Origin of the sequence: Brucella sp., assembly GCF_032066345.1 — a bacterium.
Taxonomy (GTDB): Bacteria; Pseudomonadota; Alphaproteobacteria; order Rhizobiales; family Rhizobiaceae; genus Brucella; species Brucella pseudogrignonensis.
In genome coordinates this window covers 14581-30942 of record NZ_DAMBKZ010000027.1, presented here as the reverse complement: position 1 = coordinate 30942, position 16362 = coordinate 14581, and the positions used below count along the sequence as shown (strand labels likewise).

Here is a 16362-nt window from a genome sequence, read left to right as displayed (position 1 = left end):
TGTTTCAGACTCTTGAATCTGCTCACTAATCATGGCGATTTTTGCCCGCAAAAGCTTGTTTTCGCAATTAACACTGAACATCTGCAATAGAAGCTCTGTCAGCCAACTTTATACCGTTGTCCTTTGGTAGCGATTTGTTTACCTTGCCCGCGAACCGCTTGTTAACCCCATACCCCCATATTCGCTACATCTTTAGGATGTATTTAAGGGAAGACCGTTGGCTGCTGAATCCGCTCGCCGCGACACACATGACGATTCTACGATTCTTGGTATGGCTTTTATTCGCCGTGCAGCGCTCGTTATGGTTGTTTTGCCGCTGGCAGGCTGTGCGATGGGTGGCGTCAGTATTGAGAAGGCTGTGCCCGATTCGTCTACAATCACGGGTTCAGTCAAACCAGCACAAAAGACAGAAACAGATACTGGTAAACTTTCGGACCAGTCCACGATCAAGAGTGTCGTTTCGGCGCTTGATTTCACCCAATGGGGCAAGAAGCCAGTGCCGTGGGCTAATCCTGATACGGGTAGTCAGGGCACGATTACCACGATTGCCGAGACCAAATCTGACGATGGCCTATGCCGGAAATTCGAGACCTCTCGTGAGGCTTTTGACGGTGTTTCCATCTATCGCGGCGAAACCTGTATGCAGCGCGGCGGTCAGTGGACACTCACCTCATTTGCACCGATTTAAGCTTTTTTGAAAACATCCCTTTGTAAGTCTGGAAGTTTTCCGGCTTCGTGCGCATATTATGGCAAACTGAGTCTAGCGACTGAGATTACAGTCATTTTTCCTAATGAGGACTATATATGCGCGATCCCTATAGCGTGTTGGGCGTCGCCAAAACGGCGAAGCCCGAAGAAATAAAATCGGCATTTCGCAAGCTGGCCAAAAAGCATCATCCGGATCAGAACCAGGATGATCCGAAGGCTCAGGAGCGTTTTGCGGAAGTTAACCAGGCCTATGAAATCGTCGGCGATAAAGACAAGCGCGGACAGTTTGACCGTGGCGAAATCGATGCAGAAGGCAAGCCATTGTTTCAGGGCTTTGCCGGTCAGGGTGGCGGCTTTGATGGACATGCCGGTTTCGGTGGCGGAGATCCGTTTGCGGGCTTTCGTCAGCGTGGCGGCGGGCAACAGGGTGGCTTCGGTGGCGCTGAAGACATTCTCAATGATTTGTTTGGCGGCGCTTTCGGTGGCGGGCGCGGTGGCGCACGTCAACAGCGCGGGCCGGTAAAGGGCAGCGATCTTTCAGCGTCGATCAATATAACGCTGGAACAGGCTGCAGGTGCCGACAAGGTTGAAGCCGTCTTCCCCAACGGCAAGCATCTGAAGATTAAGCTGCCGCAATTCGTCGAAGACGGCCAGACAATCAGGCTCAAAGGTCAGGGCGAGCACGTCCTGGGCGGAACACCCGGCGATGCGCTGGTCACGATCCACTTCAAACAAAGCGCACGTTTTAGGCTTGAAGGCCGCGATGTGCATGTCGATCTGCCTGTCGAGCTTGAGGATGCCGTCCTTGGCGGTAAGGCTGAAGTCGAAACGCTGAGCGGTCGTATCGCCGTCAAGGTTCCGGCTTGGTCCAACTCAGATAAGGTTCTGCGCCTCAAGGGTAAGGGCCTGCCACTGAAGGCTGGCGGTCATGGCGACCTTTATGTTCACGTCCGCATCATGCTGCCGGAAGGTGGCGATGCCGAACTTGAAGAGTTTTTGCGCAAGCGCAAAGGCGAATAAGTCAAAATCGTTATAAAAACCAATGCGGGGATTAACTGCTAGAGCTGCATTTAATCCCCGCAAAAAGGCTATGTAGTGTCTTTTGCGTCCTCAACCGATGCTCAAGCACAACTCTGTTGTGCGATAAAATCACAATACCCGGCTTTTTATGCGCAATTGCTTGAAGCTGTTGCAAGCCTGTGCGATAGGGCATCTAGTTGATTATATTTCGATGAGGACCCTTAATGACCGCAAAGTCAGGTTTGTTGCAGGGCAAGCGCGGATTGATTCTGGGCGTAGCCAACAACCGTTCCATCGCCTGGGGTATTGCCAAGGCCGCTCGTGAAGCTGGTGCGGAACTCGCATTTACCTATCAGGGTGATGCGCTGAAGAAGCGCGTGGAGCCGTTGGCCGAAGAATTGGATGCTTTCGTTGCAGGACATTGTGATGTTGCTGACGGCGCAAGCATTGATGCTGTTTTTGAAGCACTTGAAAAGAAGTGGGGCAAGCTCGACTTCGTCGTTCACGCCATTGGTTTCTCCGACAAGGATGAACTGACCGGCCGTTACGTCGATACCAGCGAAGCCAATTTCCAGAACACCATGCTGATTTCGGTTTATTCGCTGACGGCAATTTCGCGCCGCGCGGAAAAGCTGATGGCTGATGGCGGCTCCATTTTGACGCTGACCTATTACGGCGCTGAAAAAGTCATGCCGAACTACAACGTCATGGGTGTTGCAAAGGCTGCTCTTGAAGCAAGCGTCAAGTATCTGGCCGTTGATCTTGGCCCGCAGAATATCCGCGTCAATGCGATTTCAGCAGGTCCTATCAAGACTCTGGCTGCATCCGGCATTGGTGACTTCCGCTATATTCTCAAGTGGAACGAGTATAACGCACCGCTGCGCCGTACGGTTACGATTGATGAAGTGGGCGATGTTGGCCTTTACTTCCTCTCTGACCTATCGCGCTCGGTCACGGGTGAAGTTCACCACGCTGACAGCGGCTACCACGTCATCGGCATGAAGGCTGTTGACGCTCCGGATATCTCAGTCGTTAAAGACTGATTGCTGTAAGACGAAATCCCGAAAAGTTGACCGACTTTTCGGGATTTTTCTTTTGTCTTTCCGTCAGCGGGAAGGTTATCCAAAGAATGGGCGCTAGCATAATGTGCGCCAGAAAATCATTTAGCGGCAAATAGAGGTAACGCTTTGGCTCGGGAGATCATCTACTTTTCGCGTCACGGTGAGACGGATTGGAATGTCTCGCAGCGCATTCAGGGGCAGCTTGATATTGATATCAACGCCCATGGACGTACACAGGCAGACCGTAACGGCGATATGCTGAAGTCACTGATTGGCGACGGTGCCGGTTATGATTTCGTTGCAAGCCCGCTGCGCCGCACACGCGAAACAATGGAGCGCATTCGCCTGCGCATGGGTCTCGACCCATATGATTTCCGTACTGATCCGCAGCTTATGGAAGTGAATTTCGGCGATTGGCAAGGCTTCATGATGGAAGATATTGCCAAGGAGCGTGATGACCTTGTGCAAGCGCGCGCTCGCGATAAGTGGAACTTCATCCCGCCGGGCGAAACGGCTGAAAGCTATATGCGTCTTTCTCAGCGTATCGGGCGCTGGGTTGAAGCGGTCGAATGGCCAACCGTCTGTGTGACGCATGGCGGCTGCATTCGCACCCTGTTTTATCTCTATGGTGATATCGACGGCCACGATGCTGCAAATATCTCCATCCCGCAGGACAAGATATTGAAGTTCGAAAACGGCAAGCTTGATTGGGTTTAAAGCATTTCCGGCAAAAGTTGGAAGCGGTTTTGCATAGGGATAATGCGTAAAAACAAAAAGATAGAGCGGTTCCAACGGTTCAATATTAACTGGAACTGCTCTTAAAAGCCGGGTAGCTTTTGATGTCGATGCGCTGCGTCATTGCGGTCGTTGAAAAGCCCTACTTAGCGAGTGTTCATGTCATTCAAACGCTTTGCGGTTATTGCTGACATTCATGGCAACAGTGATGCGCTGGCAGCAGTGCTTGCTGATATTGATGCCCTGAATATCCAAACCATTATCAATCTCGGCGATCATTTAAGTGGGCCGCTCGCTGCGCGCGAAACAGTGGATATACTGATGGCGCGTGAGATGATTGCAATTCGTGGCAATCATGACCGTTGGCTGGTTGAAAAAGCCGTCGAAGACATGGGCCCATCTGATCGCGTTGCCTATGACCAGTTGGAAGAGCGGCATCTTGCCTGGCTGCGAGATATGCCCGCAACCAAAGTTCTCGCGGATGGCCGCATTTTTCTGAGCCACGGAACGCCCACGAGTGACACGACTTACTGGCTCGAAACTGTGACTGCTACTGGCGATGTCGTGCTGAGGCCGAAAAAGCAGATTGAAGCGGAAGCAGAAGGCATTGCTGCATCATTGATCCTCTGCGGTCATACGCATACGCCGCGCGTTGTGTGGTTGAGCGATGGTCGCCAGATCGTCAATCCCGGCAGTGTTGGCTGTCCTGGCTATGATGACGATCATCCCGTGCCACATATTGTGCAGACCGGAACGCCGAATGCGTCTTATGCCGTAATCGATGATGGTGCAGGGAACTGGCGGGTTACATTCCGCAGTATCCCATATGACCCATCTCGAATGGCTTTGCTCGCTGAGAAGGCAGGCAGGGAAGAATGGGCAAATGTCATTCGCACTGGATGGCTTCGCGTCGAATAAGCGCGTGAGTTTCTGATTTCTTGCCATTTGGCAAAATTATGCTATCTTTCCGCCATAAGGAAGGTATGCCATGGAGCTTCAGCCAATCAGCATAACGCCTGCGGGCAATCTGTCGAAGGTAATCACTGACGAAGAAGCGGGCGCATTGGCGCGCACCACGGTCAATTTGTTCAAGGCGTGGAAACTGTCAGATACGGAAGCCAGTACGCTTTTGGGTGATATGTCCCCGCGCACATGGGCGCGCTGGAAAGAAGGTAGCATAGGCCGCATCGACCGTGACTTGCGGATGCGTATGGCGCATCTTATGGGCATTCACAAAGGCCTGCGCTACATGTTCCGTGATGCGGCCCGCGGCTATGCCTGGATCAGAAAGCCGAATGGCGCGTTCGACGGTTTGTCGGCGCTCGATCTCATGTTGCGTGGTGAAATTTCAGATCTTGCTGCACTGCGAGAATGGCTCAATGCGGAGCGCGGCGCATGGTAAGCGGACTGGCTCAAAAGCAACATGTTCACTGGCCGCAGACTTTTCGCATCATCCGCTCCATCCATCCGCCAATCGACCTGTTTGAAGATATCGCAGATCCGCGTGATTGGGAGGCACTTGCTTCGGTTGAGGAGAAGACAAACCCGCGCATTCGTTTCGAAATTGGCGATCTTGGCAAGGTGCCTGCTGATCGGCGCGTTGCCGGGCGGGGTGCAACTTATGTGATGGCGCCTTTCGTACATTGCTCGACAGCCCGTCCGGGGCGTTTCAGCGATGGCAGCTACGGTATTTATTATGCCGCGGATCGTGAAGATGTGGCGGTGGCGGAAACCATCCATCACCATGAAAAATTCATGCGGGCAACCAATGAAGAACCCGGCTGGACTTCCGATTTTCGGGTGCTGATTGGCAGTGTCGAACGGGAACTGGACGATGTGAGCAAAGTACCGGGTGTGCTTGATCCGGTTGACTATGGGGCTTCACATGTGGAGGGAAAAGATCTTCGCGCAGCGGGCAGTCACGGGCTTCTCTGGCCAAGTGTGCGGATGCGCGGTGGCCTTTGTATCGGGATTTTCTGGCCGAATATTATAACGATTCCGGTTCAGGGTCGGCACTACAGCTATCACTGGAATGGAACCCGCGTCGATTTTGTTCGCCAGTACGACACGGGTCTAGTGCTTGCGGTAAGCTGATCTTATGGGGCTTCCTGAATGTCGGTGACGAAGCGCGTATTGTCGGCTTCATCATAGAGAATGATGACCTTCATGCCTTTGTTAATAGCGGAATAATCAAACTCTCCCGGCAACTTATAGGTCTTGCCGTCATCCAGTGTAATTGTTTCCTTATCCTGATTGATGCCGGTGATCTTGCCTTCGACATCATCCGCCATGGCAACGGTCGAAAAGAGCGAGGCAATAATGAAGAGCAGTCCCACAATATACTGCATGGGTGTCATCCTCCTTTTGAGTGCCCGACCGTCAACTGACTGATTCGACACGAATTGCATTTTGCGCAATTGCTTCCCTCAAAGTTTGTATGAGCCGACAGTATGGGCTGAAACTAAAGGACGCAACTTGATTGTGGGCGCATTTTAGCCGACGGAATGTGTCAAAAAGAATGCGGTATGTGGATGATCCGATGGAAATTTTGCGAACGGTATGTGGCTAATCCCAGCTATAATTTGACCGTTGCTCAAAAGGCCAATAAAACCGGCCCATATCTTGCCGGCAAAGGCGCTCCGTAATCAGGCTTAGCTCATGTCTCATAACAGTTTCGGTCATCTGTTTCGCGTAACCACCTGGGGCGAAAGCCATGGGATTGCGCTAGGTTGTGTCGTGGATGGTTGCCCTCCCGGCATCACCTTTACCGAGGCCGAAATTCAGTCCTATCTCGATAAGCGCAAGCCGGGTCAGTCGAAATATACGACCCAGCGTCGCGAGCCGGATCAGGTTCGTGTGCTTTCTGGTGTGCTTCTGGGCGACGATGGCGTCACAATGACCACCACCGGCACGCCGATTTCGATGATGATCGAAAACACCGATCAGCGCTCCAAGGATTATGGTGATATTGCAAAGCAGTATCGTCCGGGCCATGCCGATTATGCTTACGACGTCAAATACGGCATTCGCGACTATCGCGGCGGTGGTCGTTCCTCGGCACGCGAAACCGCAGCCCGCGTTGCGGCTGGCGCAATTGCTCGTAAGGTTGTTCCGGGTTTGCAGGTGCGTGGTGCGCTCGTCTCGATGGGCGTGCACGACATTGATCGTTCGCGCTGGGACTGGAACGAAGTCGATAACAACCCGTTCTTCACGCCGGATGCTGGTTCTGTGGAGGTCTTCGCGGACTATCTGGATGGCATCCGTAAGAATGGCTCTTCCATCGGCGCGATTATTGAAATCGTCGCAGATGGCGTGCCTGCAGGCATTGGCGCACCGATCTACGGTAAGCTTGATCAGGATATCGCCAGCCTGCTGATGTCGATCAATGCCGTGAAAGGCGTCGAAATTGGCAACGGCTTTGAGGCTGCACGCCTAACAGGCGAAGAAAACGCCGACGAAATGCGTATCGGTAATGATGGTCAGCCGATGTTCCTGTCCAATCAGGCGGGCGGCGTGCTTGGTGGTATTGCAACGGGTGCGCCCGTGGTGGCACGCTTTGCAGTGAAGCCGACGTCATCGATCCTGACGCCACGCAAATCCATTGATAAGGACGGCAAAGAAGTGGATGTGATGACCAAAGGACGCCACGATCCTTGCGTGGGCATTCGCGCTGTGCCGATTGGCGAAGCGATGGTCGCTTGCGCAATTGCCGATCACTATCTGCGCCATCGTGGACAGACGGGACGTATCTAAAAAATAGAAAGTTCAGTTTCAGGAACTGAGGGCCGGTTTTCGACTGAAGCTGTGGTACAACCATTGAGGCTGAAATGAGCTATAATCAGAAACAGGTCGTTGATGCGCTGCGCGCTTTTGAGCGTGGCGAAATTGTTGTGGTCATGGATGATGACGGGCGCGAGAACGAAGGCGATCTGATCGTTGCAGCCGTTCACTGCACGCCGGAAAAGATGGCCTTCATCGTTCGTTACACGTCGGGCATCGTCTGCACGCCAATGACGCGTGATGAAGCCAAGCGTCTTAATCTGGCGCCGATGGTAGCGGAAAATGAGTCCGCTCACACAACGGCTTTCACGGTCACTGTTGATTATCGCCACGGCACCACCACTGGTATTTCGGCTGAAGACCGCACGCTCACTGTCCGCAACCTCGCAAACCCGAATGCAGGTGCTTCGGATTTTGTGCGTCCCGGCCATATCTTCCCGCTGATCGCCCGCGAAGGCGGTGTGTTGATGCGCTCCGGCCATACGGAAGCAGCTGTTGACCTCTGCAAGCTCGCAAATCTCCCGCCAATTGGCGTGATCTGCGAATTGATCAATGATGATGGCACGGTCATGCGTGGTCCTGATGTGACGGCATTTGCTGAAAAGCACACGCTGCATCGCGTTACGGTAGCTGATCTCATCGCCTATCGTCAGCGCAAAGAAACGCTGGTCAAGCGCATCAGCGACGCGCCAGTGAAAACCTGTGCAGGCCCAGCCCATGCCTATACCTACGAATTGCCTTGGGAACCGATGCAGCATGTCGCTGTTGTCTTTGGCGATATTCGTGATGGTGAAGAAGTGCCTGTCCGTCTGCACCGCGAAGACGTGATCAACGATGTTTTCGGCAGCAGCGGCAACAATCTCGACGCGATTATGAAGCGTATGGGCAAGGAAGGCCGTGGCGTTCTGGTTTATCTGCGCGAAGGTTCTGTCGGGGTGCGTGCAGATCACCGTGACGCGCGTGCGCGTGAAGCGCTGCTTGGCGAACACGAAGCCCATGCGGAAGCCGTTGCTCGTGAAGAGGAATGGCGCCAGATCGGTCTGGGCGCACAGATTCTGAAAGACCTGGGCATCACATCGATCGTGCTTCTGGCATCGCGTGAGCGCCACTATGTTGGTCTTGAAGGTTTCGGCATAAACATCGCCCGCACCGAAATCATCTGACACAGTGTTGTCGGCTAAAGATGCTACAGGATCGCAATGACAACACGGCTTTACTGGCATCCTACCTATCTTGAACATATCGTGCCGCCCGGACATCCCGAGCGGCCCGACCGCATTCGTGCATTGATGAGCGAGCTGGAAGGGCCGGATTTCTACCGTCTCGACCGTGTGGAAGCGCGGATGGCATCAGAAGATGCCATCCTGTTCGCGCATCCTGAAAGCTATGTCAACGAAATCCGTAAGCAAATTCCCGATGGCATAGACGATGAGGAAGCGCCGCAACCGATCAACAAGCTTGGCGTCGATACCTATGTGAGCCCGAAAAGCTGGGAAGCAGCATTGCTAGCCATTGGTGGCGCAAATGCTGCCGTAGACGATGTGTTTTCCGGGAAAGCTGATAACGTCTTTGTCGCTTCACGCCCGCCCGGTCATCATGCCGAGCTGTCAACGGCAATGGGCTTCTGCCTGTTTAACAATGTTGCTATCGCAGCGCGTCATGCGCAGCGCAATCATGGTGCGGAACGCATCGCAATAGTTGATTGGGACGTGCATCATGGCAACGGCACGCAGGATATCTTCAAAGATGATCCGAGCGTTCTTTACTGTTCGACGCACCAGTTTCCGCTTTTTCCTGGCACAGGCCGGAAAGATGAGGTGGGGGTCGGTAACATCGTCAATGCTCCGCTTTCGCCCAATACCGGCAGCCGGGAATTTCGCGAGGCATTTAATAGTCGTGTATTGCCTGCTTTGGACAACTTCCGGCCAGATTTGATCCTTATTTCGGCTGGCTTCGACGCGCATTTCCGCGATCCTCTTGCCGAGATCAATCTCGATGAATCGGATTTCGATTGGGCGACGGGCAAGCTCATGGAACGTGCTGAACGGTTCTGCAATCACCGACTGGTGAGTGTGCTTGAAGGTGGATATGATCTTGAGGGCTTGTCGCAGTCCGCGTCTTCTCATATTACGCGGCTGTTGAAAGGATAAACCATGGTAACCGAACCGTCCAACACCGACATTGCAGTTATGAGCTTTGAGGATGCCTTGAAGCAGCTTGAGAAGATCGTCGATGATCTGGAGCGGGGCGATGTGCCGCTGGAAGAATCCATCCGCATCTATGAGCGTGGCGAAGCGCTGAAGAAGCATTGCGATACGCTGCTCAAATCTGCAGAAGACAAGGTCGAGAAAATTCGCGTTGGCCGTGACGGTCAGCCAGCGGGTACAGAACCGCTCGACGCTGAATAAATCTCAGACTTAAAACATCGCCTTGAGCTGGGCGGCGTAGGGCGCAAGCACGCCGCTCAGGAGATAGGGCCCTAGTCCCCAGACAAGTGTCCAACCGGCAGCGCCAATCACATTGGCAGCCAGAAAATGCATAGGGTTCATTTTCATGGAACCTGCGACAATGCCGTTTAATTGTCTAAGCAGGACGACAAAGCGCGCTGTCGCGACCACATAGATACCCTTGCTCTCAAACATTTTCTCGAATTTATCGAGACGCTCCGGCGTCAGTTTCACGTAGTGCCCGTATCGCAGAATGAGTGCGCGCCCGCCAAAGCGCCCAATCGCATAGCCGGTACAATCACCTAAAACCGCACCAACAAACACCGCCAGAATGACCATCTCGATATTGAGTGTGCCATGCAGCGCTAAGAGCGAACTTGCAATCAATGCGCTTTCACCGGGAAGCGGTGCGCCAAAAGACTCGAAATAGACGATGACGAAAAGGGCCAGCGCGCCATAGGCGGCGATATAAGGCTCAATAAAGCTCATTCGGAAACCACGCTAAACATAAAAAGGCTCCGGCGCGAACCGGAGCCTAAGCACTATAGTTGGTTTTGTTAGCCGATGGAACGCTTGCCGGTGATCTTGTGGTAAGCCCACAAGACGATAATGGAACCGATAATTGCAATGATCAGGCTCATTGGATCAAATGCGCCTGTGACGCCTCGACCGAAAAGAGCGGAAGAAAGAACGCCGCCAACGATTGCTCCGACAATGCCCAAAGCAATGTCGAAAAACACCCCCTGACCGCTTTTATTGACGATTTTGCTGCCGATGAAGCCGGCAATCAAGCCTAATATAATCCAGCTTATTACAGACATCTAATATCTCCGATTGCGAAAATAAGTTTTTGCATCAGACAGTTAGAAAATTTTCACAATAGTTTCGATTTGGCAAGGTATAATGCTTGTCAAAGGCGGAAACTTATTTCACCTTAACTTATCGCGTGTGAGAAAACCACAGCGACCAACAGGGAGTATCGTGTGATGGGAAGTTATGACGACAATTCCAACAATTCGCCGATCCCCGGCGGCAGCCTTGCCAAGCCGGTTCTGATCGCGCTCGGTGCGCTTCTGGTCGGCAAGATGCTGAAAGGGCATAGTGAGGAGCCTGAACAGCCAGCTTCCATTCCAGACCAGTCTGCTCCTCAGCAGGCGGATAACGGTGGCGGTCTACTTGGCGGTATTCTCGGTGGCCTCGGTGGTTTGCTGGGTGGTGCGCTCGCAAGTGGCGGTGCAGCTTCCGCGCCGACTGCTCCCGGTCCGCTTGGCGGCGGCTTAGGCGGTCTTCTCGATCAGCTCAAACAGGCAGGTCTTGGCGATAAGGTGGATTCCTGGGTTGGGCAGGGCAGCAATCATCAGATTGAACCGGGTCAGCTCGGAGATGCACTCGGCCAGAAGACGTTGAGCGAAATCGCTGCTCATGCAGGGATTGATCAACAGGAATTGCTTAATCAGCTATCGCAGGTTCTTCCGGGGCTGGTGGATAAGCTCACGACCAACGGACAGGTGCCAGACACAAACGAATTGTCGCGCCTGTTGCACAATCGCTAATACGGTCTTATTTTTCTACATCACGCACCGGCAAACGGCTTGCCGGTGCGCTTTATTTGGTAGCGGTTTTATGAGTTTTTTTCCTTGTCCTGATCCGGTGCTTGGCGACAAGACGACAGTGGATGCCATTGAAACGTTGGTTCTCCCGCGCACGAGCGATATTGGCGGGCTGGAAGTGCGCCGCGCTCTGCCAACGGTCAAGCGCCGTCTGGTCGGTCCGTTTATCTTCTTTGACCGTATGGGACCTGCGATATTGCGTGATGGCGATGCGCTTGATGTGCGCCCGCATCCGCATATTGGGCTTTCCACCGTGACTTATCTTTTTGATGGGCATATCCGCCATCGCGACAGTCTTGGCACCGAAATGGTGATCAAGCCGGGTGATGTGAACCTCATGACGGCAGGTCGTGGCATTGTTCATTCCGAGCGGTCGCCGGAAGAAGAGCGCAATGGTCCAATGCCGATTTCTGGTGTGCAGACATGGCTGGCGCTGCCTGAGTCGCTCGAAGAAATTGATCCGCAGTTCTATCACACCAATGGGCCTGATCTGCCACTGATGCAGGACCGCGAGTTTAACGGGCGGCTGATCATCGGTTCGATGCATGGCGTTTCCTCGCCGGTTATCCAGCATGCCGAAACGCTTTATGCGGATATTGAAGTGCTGCCCGGCGGACGCTTTCATATCCCACCAACAACGGAAGAACGCGCAATCTATACGCTACGCGGCAATGTCGGCATTGGCGGCGAGGTGTTCCCTCCAGATCGTCTGCTGGCATTTCGTCCGGGCGACGATATTGTTGTGCAGGCTGGGCCGGATGGTGCGCATTTCATGCTGTTCGGCGGCGCGGCGCTTGGCTCAAAACGTTATGTCTGGTGGAACTTCGTTTCGTCTTCCAAAGAACGCATCGAACAGGCCAAGGAAGAATGGCGCACCGGGCGTTTTGATATTGTGCCGGGCGATGAAGAAGAGTTCATACCTTTGCCAGAATAAGGGTGAAAAAGCTTGTATAACAGACATGCAGGATAGGACAGGATGTCTCGCTCTGACGGCTTAGCGTTTCCTTTTTCTTGATCTGGGAACCGATACTGATATACCGACCTCGCATAAACACCCAACCGGATAGATAGGGTAAGCAATGTCCCGACCCATAACCCCGCTGCTCGACAAGGCACCAACACCTGATGCTTTGCGCGAATTGCCGGAACAGGATTTGCCGAAGCTGGCGGAAGAACTGCGCGCCGAACTGGTCGATGCAGTCTCCACGACGGGCGGGCATCTCGGGGCGGGGCTTGGCGTGGTGGAACTCACCATCGCGCTGCATCACGTCTTTGACACACCGCATGACCGTATCATCTGGGATGTGGGCCATCAGGCATACCCGCACAAAATCCTGACCGGACGCCGCGACCGCATCCGTACGTTGCGTCAGGAAAACGGCCTGTCTGGTTTCACCAAGCGCACTGAGAGCGAATATGATCCATTCGGTGCCGCGCATTCCTCGACCTCCATTTCGGCCGGTCTCGGCATGGCCGTTGCGGCTGATCTTTCGGGCGAAAAACGCAATGTGATTGCCGTCATCGGTGATGGCTCCATGTCGGCTGGCATGGCCTATGAAGCGATGAACAATGCCGGTGCGCTTGACGCGCGCCTCGTCGTTATCCTCAATGATAATGATATGTCGATTGCCCCGCCGACAGGTGCCATGAGCGCCTATCTGGCGCGTCTTGTTTCCGGCAAGACCTATCGCACGCTGCGCGAAACCGCAAAGCAGCTTGCGAAGAAGCTGCCGAAGTTTTTGCAGGACAAGGCTCGCAAGTCGGAAGAATATGCGCGGGCTTTTTTCACCGGCGGCACGCTGTTTGAAGAGCTGGGCTTTTATTATGTTGGCCCGATTGATGGTCATAATCTCGATCATCTGCTGCCGGTCCTGAAAAACGTCCGCGACACGCAGGAAGGCCCGGTGCTGATCCATGTAGTGACGCAAAAGGGCAAGGGCTATGCGCCTGCTGAAGCCGCTGCCGACAAATATCATGGCGTCAATAAGTTCGACGTCATCACCGGCAAGCAGTCGAAGCCACCGGCAAATGCACCAAGCTATACCAAGATTTTCGGCACAAGCTTGATCGAAGAAGCCCGCCACGACGACAAGATTGTCGCGGTTACAGCGGCGATGCCAACCGGTACCGGCCTCGACCTTTTTGGTGAGGTCTTCCCGAAGCGCACTTTTGACGTGGGCATTGCCGAGCAACATGCGGTGACGTTTGCCGCTGGCCTTGCAACGGAAGGCTATAAGCCGTTCTGTGCGATCTATTCGACCTTCCTCCAGCGCGGCTATGATCAGGTCGTGCATGATGTGTCGATCCAGAACCTGCCCGTGCGTTTCCCAATCGACCGTGCGGGTCTGGTGGGTGCCGATGGCCCAACCCATGCGGGTTCATTCGATACCGGCTTCCTCGCGGCGCTTCCGGGCTTTGTGGTGATGGCTGCTTCTGACGAAGCTGAACTGCGCCATATGGTGCGCACGGCGGCGGAATACGACGAAGGCCCGATCTCCTTCCGCTATCCGCGTGGCGATGGTGTCGGCGTGGAACTGCCGGAGCGTGGCTCTGTGCTGGAAATCGGCAAGGGCCGCATCGTGCGCGAAGGCACCAAGGTGGCGCTTTTGTCATTTGGCACCCGCTTGCAGGAATGCTTGGGCGCTGCTGATGAATTGGCCGCTGCTGGCCTTTCTACAACGGTTGCCGATGCTCGTTTTGCCAAGCCGCTCGATCATGATCTCATCCGTCGTCTTGCGCGTGAGCATGAAGTGCTCCTCACGATTGAAGAAGGTGCTGCGGGTGGCTTTGCTGCCCATGTGCTGCAATTCCTGGCGACCGATGGTCTGCTGGACCGTGGCCTCAAGGTGCGTGTGCTGACCCTGCCAGATACCTATCAGGATCACGCTAAGCCGGAAGTCATGTATGCCAATGCCGGGCTTGATCGCGCTGGCATCGTGCATACGGTCTTTGCAGCATTGGGCCGCGAAGAAATCGCGACACCTTTCCGCGCATAATTGATGAGCGAAGCATCGACGGATAATCGCCCGCGTCTCGACCAGTTGCTGGTTGACCGCGGGTTGTTCGCCACGCGCTCGCGTGCGCGTGACGCCATTCAGCGCGGCACGGTGAAGGTTGACGGCAAACCCGTCACCAAGCCGGGGCAAAATGTTCTGCGTACAGCAGAACTAAGCGTGGATGATCCCGCAAGCGCCTATGTTTCGCGCGGCGCACTGAAGCTTATCGCGGCACTAGATTATTTCAATCTCGATGTGAAGAGCGTGAGCGCGCTTGATATTGGCGCATCGACCGGCGGCTTTACACAAGTGCTTCTGGAGCGCGGCAGCAATCATGTCATCGCCATTGATGTCGGCCATGACCAGTTGCACGAGAGCCTCCGCAATGACCCGCGTGTCACCAATAAAGAGGGCATCAACGCCCGTGCGCTGGATTTCAGCCACCTTGATGGCCGCGATATTGGCTGCGTTGTTTCGGATGTGAGCTTCATTTCATTAAAACTCGCATTGCCACCGGCATTGGCCTTGGCGCAAAAAGATGCTATCTGCGCGCTTCTCGTAAAGCCGCAGTTTGAAGCCGGGCGCGAAGCCATTGGCAAAGGTGGCATTTTGCGTGACCCGAAAGACGGCGAACGCATTGCGGAAGAATTGAAATCATGGCTTGAGACGCAGCCCGGTTGGCGCGCGCTCGGCCTTTGCCCGTCACCCATTGAGGGCGGCGACGGCAATCGTGAATATCTCTTGGCAGGAAAGAAAGACCAATGACGACGCAAATTACAATCCGCTCGATGGGTGCGGGCGGCGATGGCGTCGCCAATCTTCCCGATGGTCAGCTTTTTGTGCCTTTCACACTGCCCGGTGAGGTGGCCAATGTGGCGCGCGACAAAAACCGTGCGACAGTGATGGCATTGCTCGAAACCTCCGCTGAACGTCAGGACCCAGCCTGCCAGCATTTTGAAGATTGCGGTGGCTGCGCTTTGCAGCATTGGCAGGACGAACCTTACCGCGCATGGAAGCGCGAACTGGTCGTCTCTGCCTTAAAGGGCAGGGGGCTTGAGGTTGAAGTCGATGAGCTGGTCGCTTGCCAGCCACAGTCGCGCCGCCGCGCAACCTTTGCAGCGCGCAAGACGGAAAAGGGTGTGCTGCTTGGCTTTAACCGCCACCAGAGCCACGAGATCATTGATATTGTCGAATGCGCCGTCACGGTGCCGGAAATCATTTCACGGCTTGATGATCTGCGCGAAGTGGGTGCGCTGATTGCACCCGGTTCCAAGCCGTTCAAACTGGCGGCAACTGTAACCGCATCGGGCCTTGATCTGGCGGCAAGTGGCTGCGGCACACTTAGCGACGAGCAGCGCCGCGCGCTCACCGCGCTTATGATGAAAAAGGATTTCGCGCGTCTGTCTCATGAAGGCGAAATCATCGTTGAGCCAAAGAAGCCTGTCATTCATTTTGGCAAGGTGCCGGTTCCGGTTCCGCCGGGTTGCTTCTTGCAGGCAACGGTCGATGCGGAAGAAGCGATGGTATCGCTTGTGCAGGCGCATCTGGGCAAGGCCAAGCGCGTTGCAGACCTGTTCTGCGGTGTGGGCACATTTGCACTGCGCATTGCGGAAAAGAGCGCGGTCCATGCGATTGAAAACGATGCTCCGGCACTGGCAGCACTTGATCGCGGTGTGCGCCATGTGCAGGGTTTGAAGCCTGTCTCGGTCGAGCGCCGCGACCTCTTCCGCCGTCCGTTGATGCCAAAAGAATTGTTGCCTTACAATGCGGTCGTTTTTGATCCGCCGCGTGCGGGTGCAGAAGAACAGGCGCTGGAACTGGCTAAATCCAAGGTGGAGAAGGTTGTCGCGATCTCGTGCAACCCGGTGACGCTGGCCCGTGACCTCGCCATTCTGGTGAAGGGCGGCTACCGCATCACCCGCGTTACACCGATTGACCAGTTCCTCTGGTCGCCACATGTCGAAGCCGTGGCGACGCTCGTGAAGAAGTAGTACTCGGACTCGTT

19 protein-coding genes are annotated in these 16362 nt (G+C 54.5%); 16 read left to right on the top strand and 3 right to left on the bottom strand.

What is annotated here, in order from left to right; genetic code table 11:
- Positions 1-217: 217 nt before the first annotated feature.
- The 7 genes from RT142_RS22080 (at position 218) to RT142_RS22050 (ending at position 5618) form a co-directional block, all read left to right on the top strand.
- A complete protein-coding gene (locus RT142_RS22080) occupies positions 218-688 on the top strand; it encodes an RT0821/Lpp0805 family surface protein (protein ID WP_241270807.1) in 471 nt (156 codons plus the stop codon).
- Positions 689-804: 116 nt separating this feature from the next.
- Positions 805-1728, top strand: coding sequence for a DnaJ C-terminal domain-containing protein (locus RT142_RS22075; RefSeq protein ID WP_007873742.1), 924 nt, complete (start codon positions 805-807; stop codon positions 1726-1728).
- A gap of 224 nt (positions 1729-1952) precedes the next feature.
- Positions 1953-2771 carry an enoyl-ACP reductase FabI gene (gene fabI / locus RT142_RS22070; RefSeq protein WP_007873744.1) on the top strand — a complete coding sequence of 273 codons (819 nt, stop codon included), beginning with the start codon at positions 1953-1955 and terminating at the stop codon, positions 2769-2771.
- A 144-nt stretch (positions 2772-2915) separates the two neighbouring features.
- Positions 2916-3506 (top strand): histidine phosphatase family protein, encoded by a 591-nt coding sequence (locus RT142_RS22065; protein WP_007873745.1) that lies wholly within the window; start codon positions 2916-2918, stop codon positions 3504-3506.
- Between the two features lie 177 nt (positions 3507-3683).
- Complete coding sequence (locus tag RT142_RS22060) at positions 3684-4442, top strand: metallophosphoesterase family protein (protein ID WP_313031549.1); 759 nt, start codon at positions 3684-3686, stop codon at positions 4440-4442.
- Positions 4443-4512: 70 nt separating this feature from the next.
- Positions 4513-4926 (top strand): MbcA/ParS/Xre antitoxin family protein, encoded by a 414-nt coding sequence (locus RT142_RS22055; RefSeq protein ID WP_112807045.1) that lies wholly within the window; start codon positions 4513-4515, stop codon positions 4924-4926.
- Positions 4920-5618 carry an RES family NAD+ phosphorylase gene (locus RT142_RS22050; RefSeq protein WP_313031545.1) on the top strand — a complete coding sequence of 233 codons (699 nt, stop codon included), beginning with the start codon at positions 4920-4922 and terminating at the stop codon, positions 5616-5618. The genes RT142_RS22055 and RT142_RS22050 overlap by 7 nt, the downstream gene beginning before the upstream one ends.
- 2 nt (positions 5619-5620) lie before the next feature.
- On the opposite strand, the gene RT142_RS22045 is transcribed toward RT142_RS22050, so the two are convergent.
- Positions 5621-5872 (bottom strand): DUF1344 domain-containing protein, encoded by a 252-nt coding sequence (locus tag RT142_RS22045; protein ID WP_079211564.1) that lies wholly within the window; start codon positions 5870-5872, stop codon positions 5621-5623.
- 310 nt (positions 5873-6182) lie between these two features.
- On the opposite strand from RT142_RS22045, the gene aroC reads away from it, so the two are divergent.
- From aroC to RT142_RS22025, 4 genes are all read left to right on the top strand, one after another.
- Positions 6183-7277, top strand: a complete 1095-nt coding sequence (aroC, locus tag RT142_RS22040) for a chorismate synthase (RefSeq protein WP_007873754.1) — start codon at positions 6183-6185, stop codon at positions 7275-7277.
- A 74-nt stretch (positions 7278-7351) separates the two neighbouring features.
- Complete coding sequence (gene ribB, locus RT142_RS22035; RefSeq protein WP_007873757.1) at positions 7352-8467, top strand: 3,4-dihydroxy-2-butanone-4-phosphate synthase; 1116 nt, start codon at positions 7352-7354, stop codon at positions 8465-8467.
- Positions 8468-8503: 36 nt separating this feature from the next.
- Positions 8504-9454 carry a histone deacetylase family protein gene (locus RT142_RS22030; RefSeq protein ID WP_313031538.1) on the top strand — a complete coding sequence of 317 codons (951 nt, stop codon included), beginning with the start codon at positions 8504-8506 and terminating at the stop codon, positions 9452-9454.
- A 3-nt stretch (positions 9455-9457) separates the two neighbouring features.
- A complete protein-coding gene (locus RT142_RS22025) occupies positions 9458-9712 on the top strand; it encodes an exodeoxyribonuclease VII small subunit (protein ID WP_112807039.1) in 255 nt (84 codons plus the stop codon).
- Positions 9713-9721: 9 nt separating this feature from the next.
- Here RT142_RS22025 and RT142_RS22020 read toward each other — a convergent pair whose 3' ends face one another.
- Positions 9722-10240, bottom strand: a complete 519-nt coding sequence (locus tag RT142_RS22020; protein ID WP_064320253.1) for a DedA family protein — start codon at positions 10238-10240, stop codon at positions 9722-9724.
- A gap of 68 nt (positions 10241-10308) precedes the next feature.
- Positions 10309-10572, bottom strand: coding sequence for a GlsB/YeaQ/YmgE family stress response membrane protein (locus RT142_RS22015; RefSeq protein WP_007873766.1), 264 nt, complete (start codon positions 10570-10572; stop codon positions 10309-10311).
- 165 nt (positions 10573-10737) lie between these two features.
- Here RT142_RS22015 and RT142_RS22010 point away from each other — a divergent pair, with 165 nt between their 5' ends.
- The 5 genes from RT142_RS22010 (at position 10738) to RT142_RS21990 (ending at position 16348) form a co-directional block, all read left to right on the top strand.
- Positions 10738-11304 carry a YidB family protein gene (locus RT142_RS22010; RefSeq protein ID WP_064320254.1) on the top strand — a complete coding sequence of 189 codons (567 nt, stop codon included), beginning with the start codon at positions 10738-10740 and terminating at the stop codon, positions 11302-11304.
- A 70-nt stretch (positions 11305-11374) separates the two neighbouring features.
- Complete coding sequence (locus RT142_RS22005) at positions 11375-12295, top strand: pirin family protein (protein ID WP_112807037.1); 921 nt, start codon at positions 11375-11377, stop codon at positions 12293-12295.
- A 145-nt stretch (positions 12296-12440) separates the two neighbouring features.
- The gene (gene dxs / locus RT142_RS22000) at positions 12441-14357 is read left to right on the top strand and encodes a 1-deoxy-D-xylulose-5-phosphate synthase (protein WP_112807035.1); all 1917 of its coding nucleotides are present in this window, start codon (positions 12441-12443) and stop codon (positions 14355-14357) included.
- A gap of 3 nt (positions 14358-14360) precedes the next feature.
- Positions 14361-15122, top strand: a complete 762-nt coding sequence (locus tag RT142_RS21995; RefSeq protein WP_313031532.1) for a TlyA family RNA methyltransferase — start codon at positions 14361-14363, stop codon at positions 15120-15122.
- Positions 15119-16348, top strand: coding sequence for a class I SAM-dependent RNA methyltransferase (locus tag RT142_RS21990; protein ID WP_313031530.1), 1230 nt, complete (start codon positions 15119-15121; stop codon positions 16346-16348). Before RT142_RS21995 ends, RT142_RS21990 begins: the two co-directional genes overlap by 4 nt.
- The last annotated feature ends 14 nt before the right edge of the window (positions 16349-16362 follow it).

What these genes read in the sequence shown, in the direction of transcription:
- RT142_RS22055 (WP_112807045.1), top strand. Translation starts at nt 4,513, where the DNA reads ATGGAGCTTCAGCCAATCAGCATAACGCCTGCGGGCAATCTGTCGAAG.
- fabI (WP_007873744.1), top strand. Translation starts at nt 1,953, where the DNA reads ATGACCGCAAAGTCAGGTTTGTTGCAGGGCAAGCGCGGATTGATTCTG.
- RT142_RS22050 (WP_313031545.1), top strand. Translation starts at nt 4,920, where the DNA reads ATGGTAAGCGGACTGGCTCAAAAGCAACATGTTCACTGGCCGCAGACT.
- RT142_RS22010 (WP_064320254.1), top strand. Translation starts at nt 10,738, where the DNA reads ATGGGAAGTTATGACGACAATTCCAACAATTCGCCGATCCCCGGCGGC.
- RT142_RS21990 (WP_313031530.1), top strand. Translation starts at nt 15,119, where the DNA reads ATGACGACGCAAATTACAATCCGCTCGATGGGTGCGGGCGGCGATGGC.
- RT142_RS22075 (WP_007873742.1), top strand. Translation starts at nt 805, where the DNA reads ATGCGCGATCCCTATAGCGTGTTGGGCGTCGCCAAAACGGCGAAGCCC.
- RT142_RS22015 (WP_007873766.1), bottom strand. Translation starts at nt 10,572, where the DNA reads ATGTCTGTAATAAGCTGGATTATATTAGGCTTGATTGCCGGCTTCATC.
- dxs (WP_112807035.1), top strand. Translation starts at nt 12,441, where the DNA reads ATGTCCCGACCCATAACCCCGCTGCTCGACAAGGCACCAACACCTGAT.
- RT142_RS22025 (WP_112807039.1), top strand. Translation starts at nt 9,458, where the DNA reads ATGGTAACCGAACCGTCCAACACCGACATTGCAGTTATGAGCTTTGAG.
- RT142_RS22020 (WP_064320253.1), bottom strand. Translation starts at nt 10,240, where the DNA reads ATGAGCTTTATTGAGCCTTATATCGCCGCCTATGGCGCGCTGGCCCTT.
- aroC (WP_007873754.1), top strand. Translation starts at nt 6,183, where the DNA reads ATGTCTCATAACAGTTTCGGTCATCTGTTTCGCGTAACCACCTGGGGC.
- RT142_RS22030 (WP_313031538.1), top strand. Translation starts at nt 8,504, where the DNA reads ATGACAACACGGCTTTACTGGCATCCTACCTATCTTGAACATATCGTG.
- RT142_RS22060 (WP_313031549.1), top strand. Translation starts at nt 3,684, where the DNA reads ATGTCATTCAAACGCTTTGCGGTTATTGCTGACATTCATGGCAACAGT.
- RT142_RS22045 (WP_079211564.1), bottom strand. Translation starts at nt 5,872, where the DNA reads ATGCAGTATATTGTGGGACTGCTCTTCATTATTGCCTCGCTCTTTTCG.
- RT142_RS22005 (WP_112807037.1), top strand. Translation starts at nt 11,375, where the DNA reads ATGAGTTTTTTTCCTTGTCCTGATCCGGTGCTTGGCGACAAGACGACA.
- RT142_RS21995 (WP_313031532.1), top strand. Translation starts at nt 14,361, where the DNA reads ATGAGCGAAGCATCGACGGATAATCGCCCGCGTCTCGACCAGTTGCTG.
- ribB (WP_007873757.1), top strand. Translation starts at nt 7,352, where the DNA reads ATGAGCTATAATCAGAAACAGGTCGTTGATGCGCTGCGCGCTTTTGAG.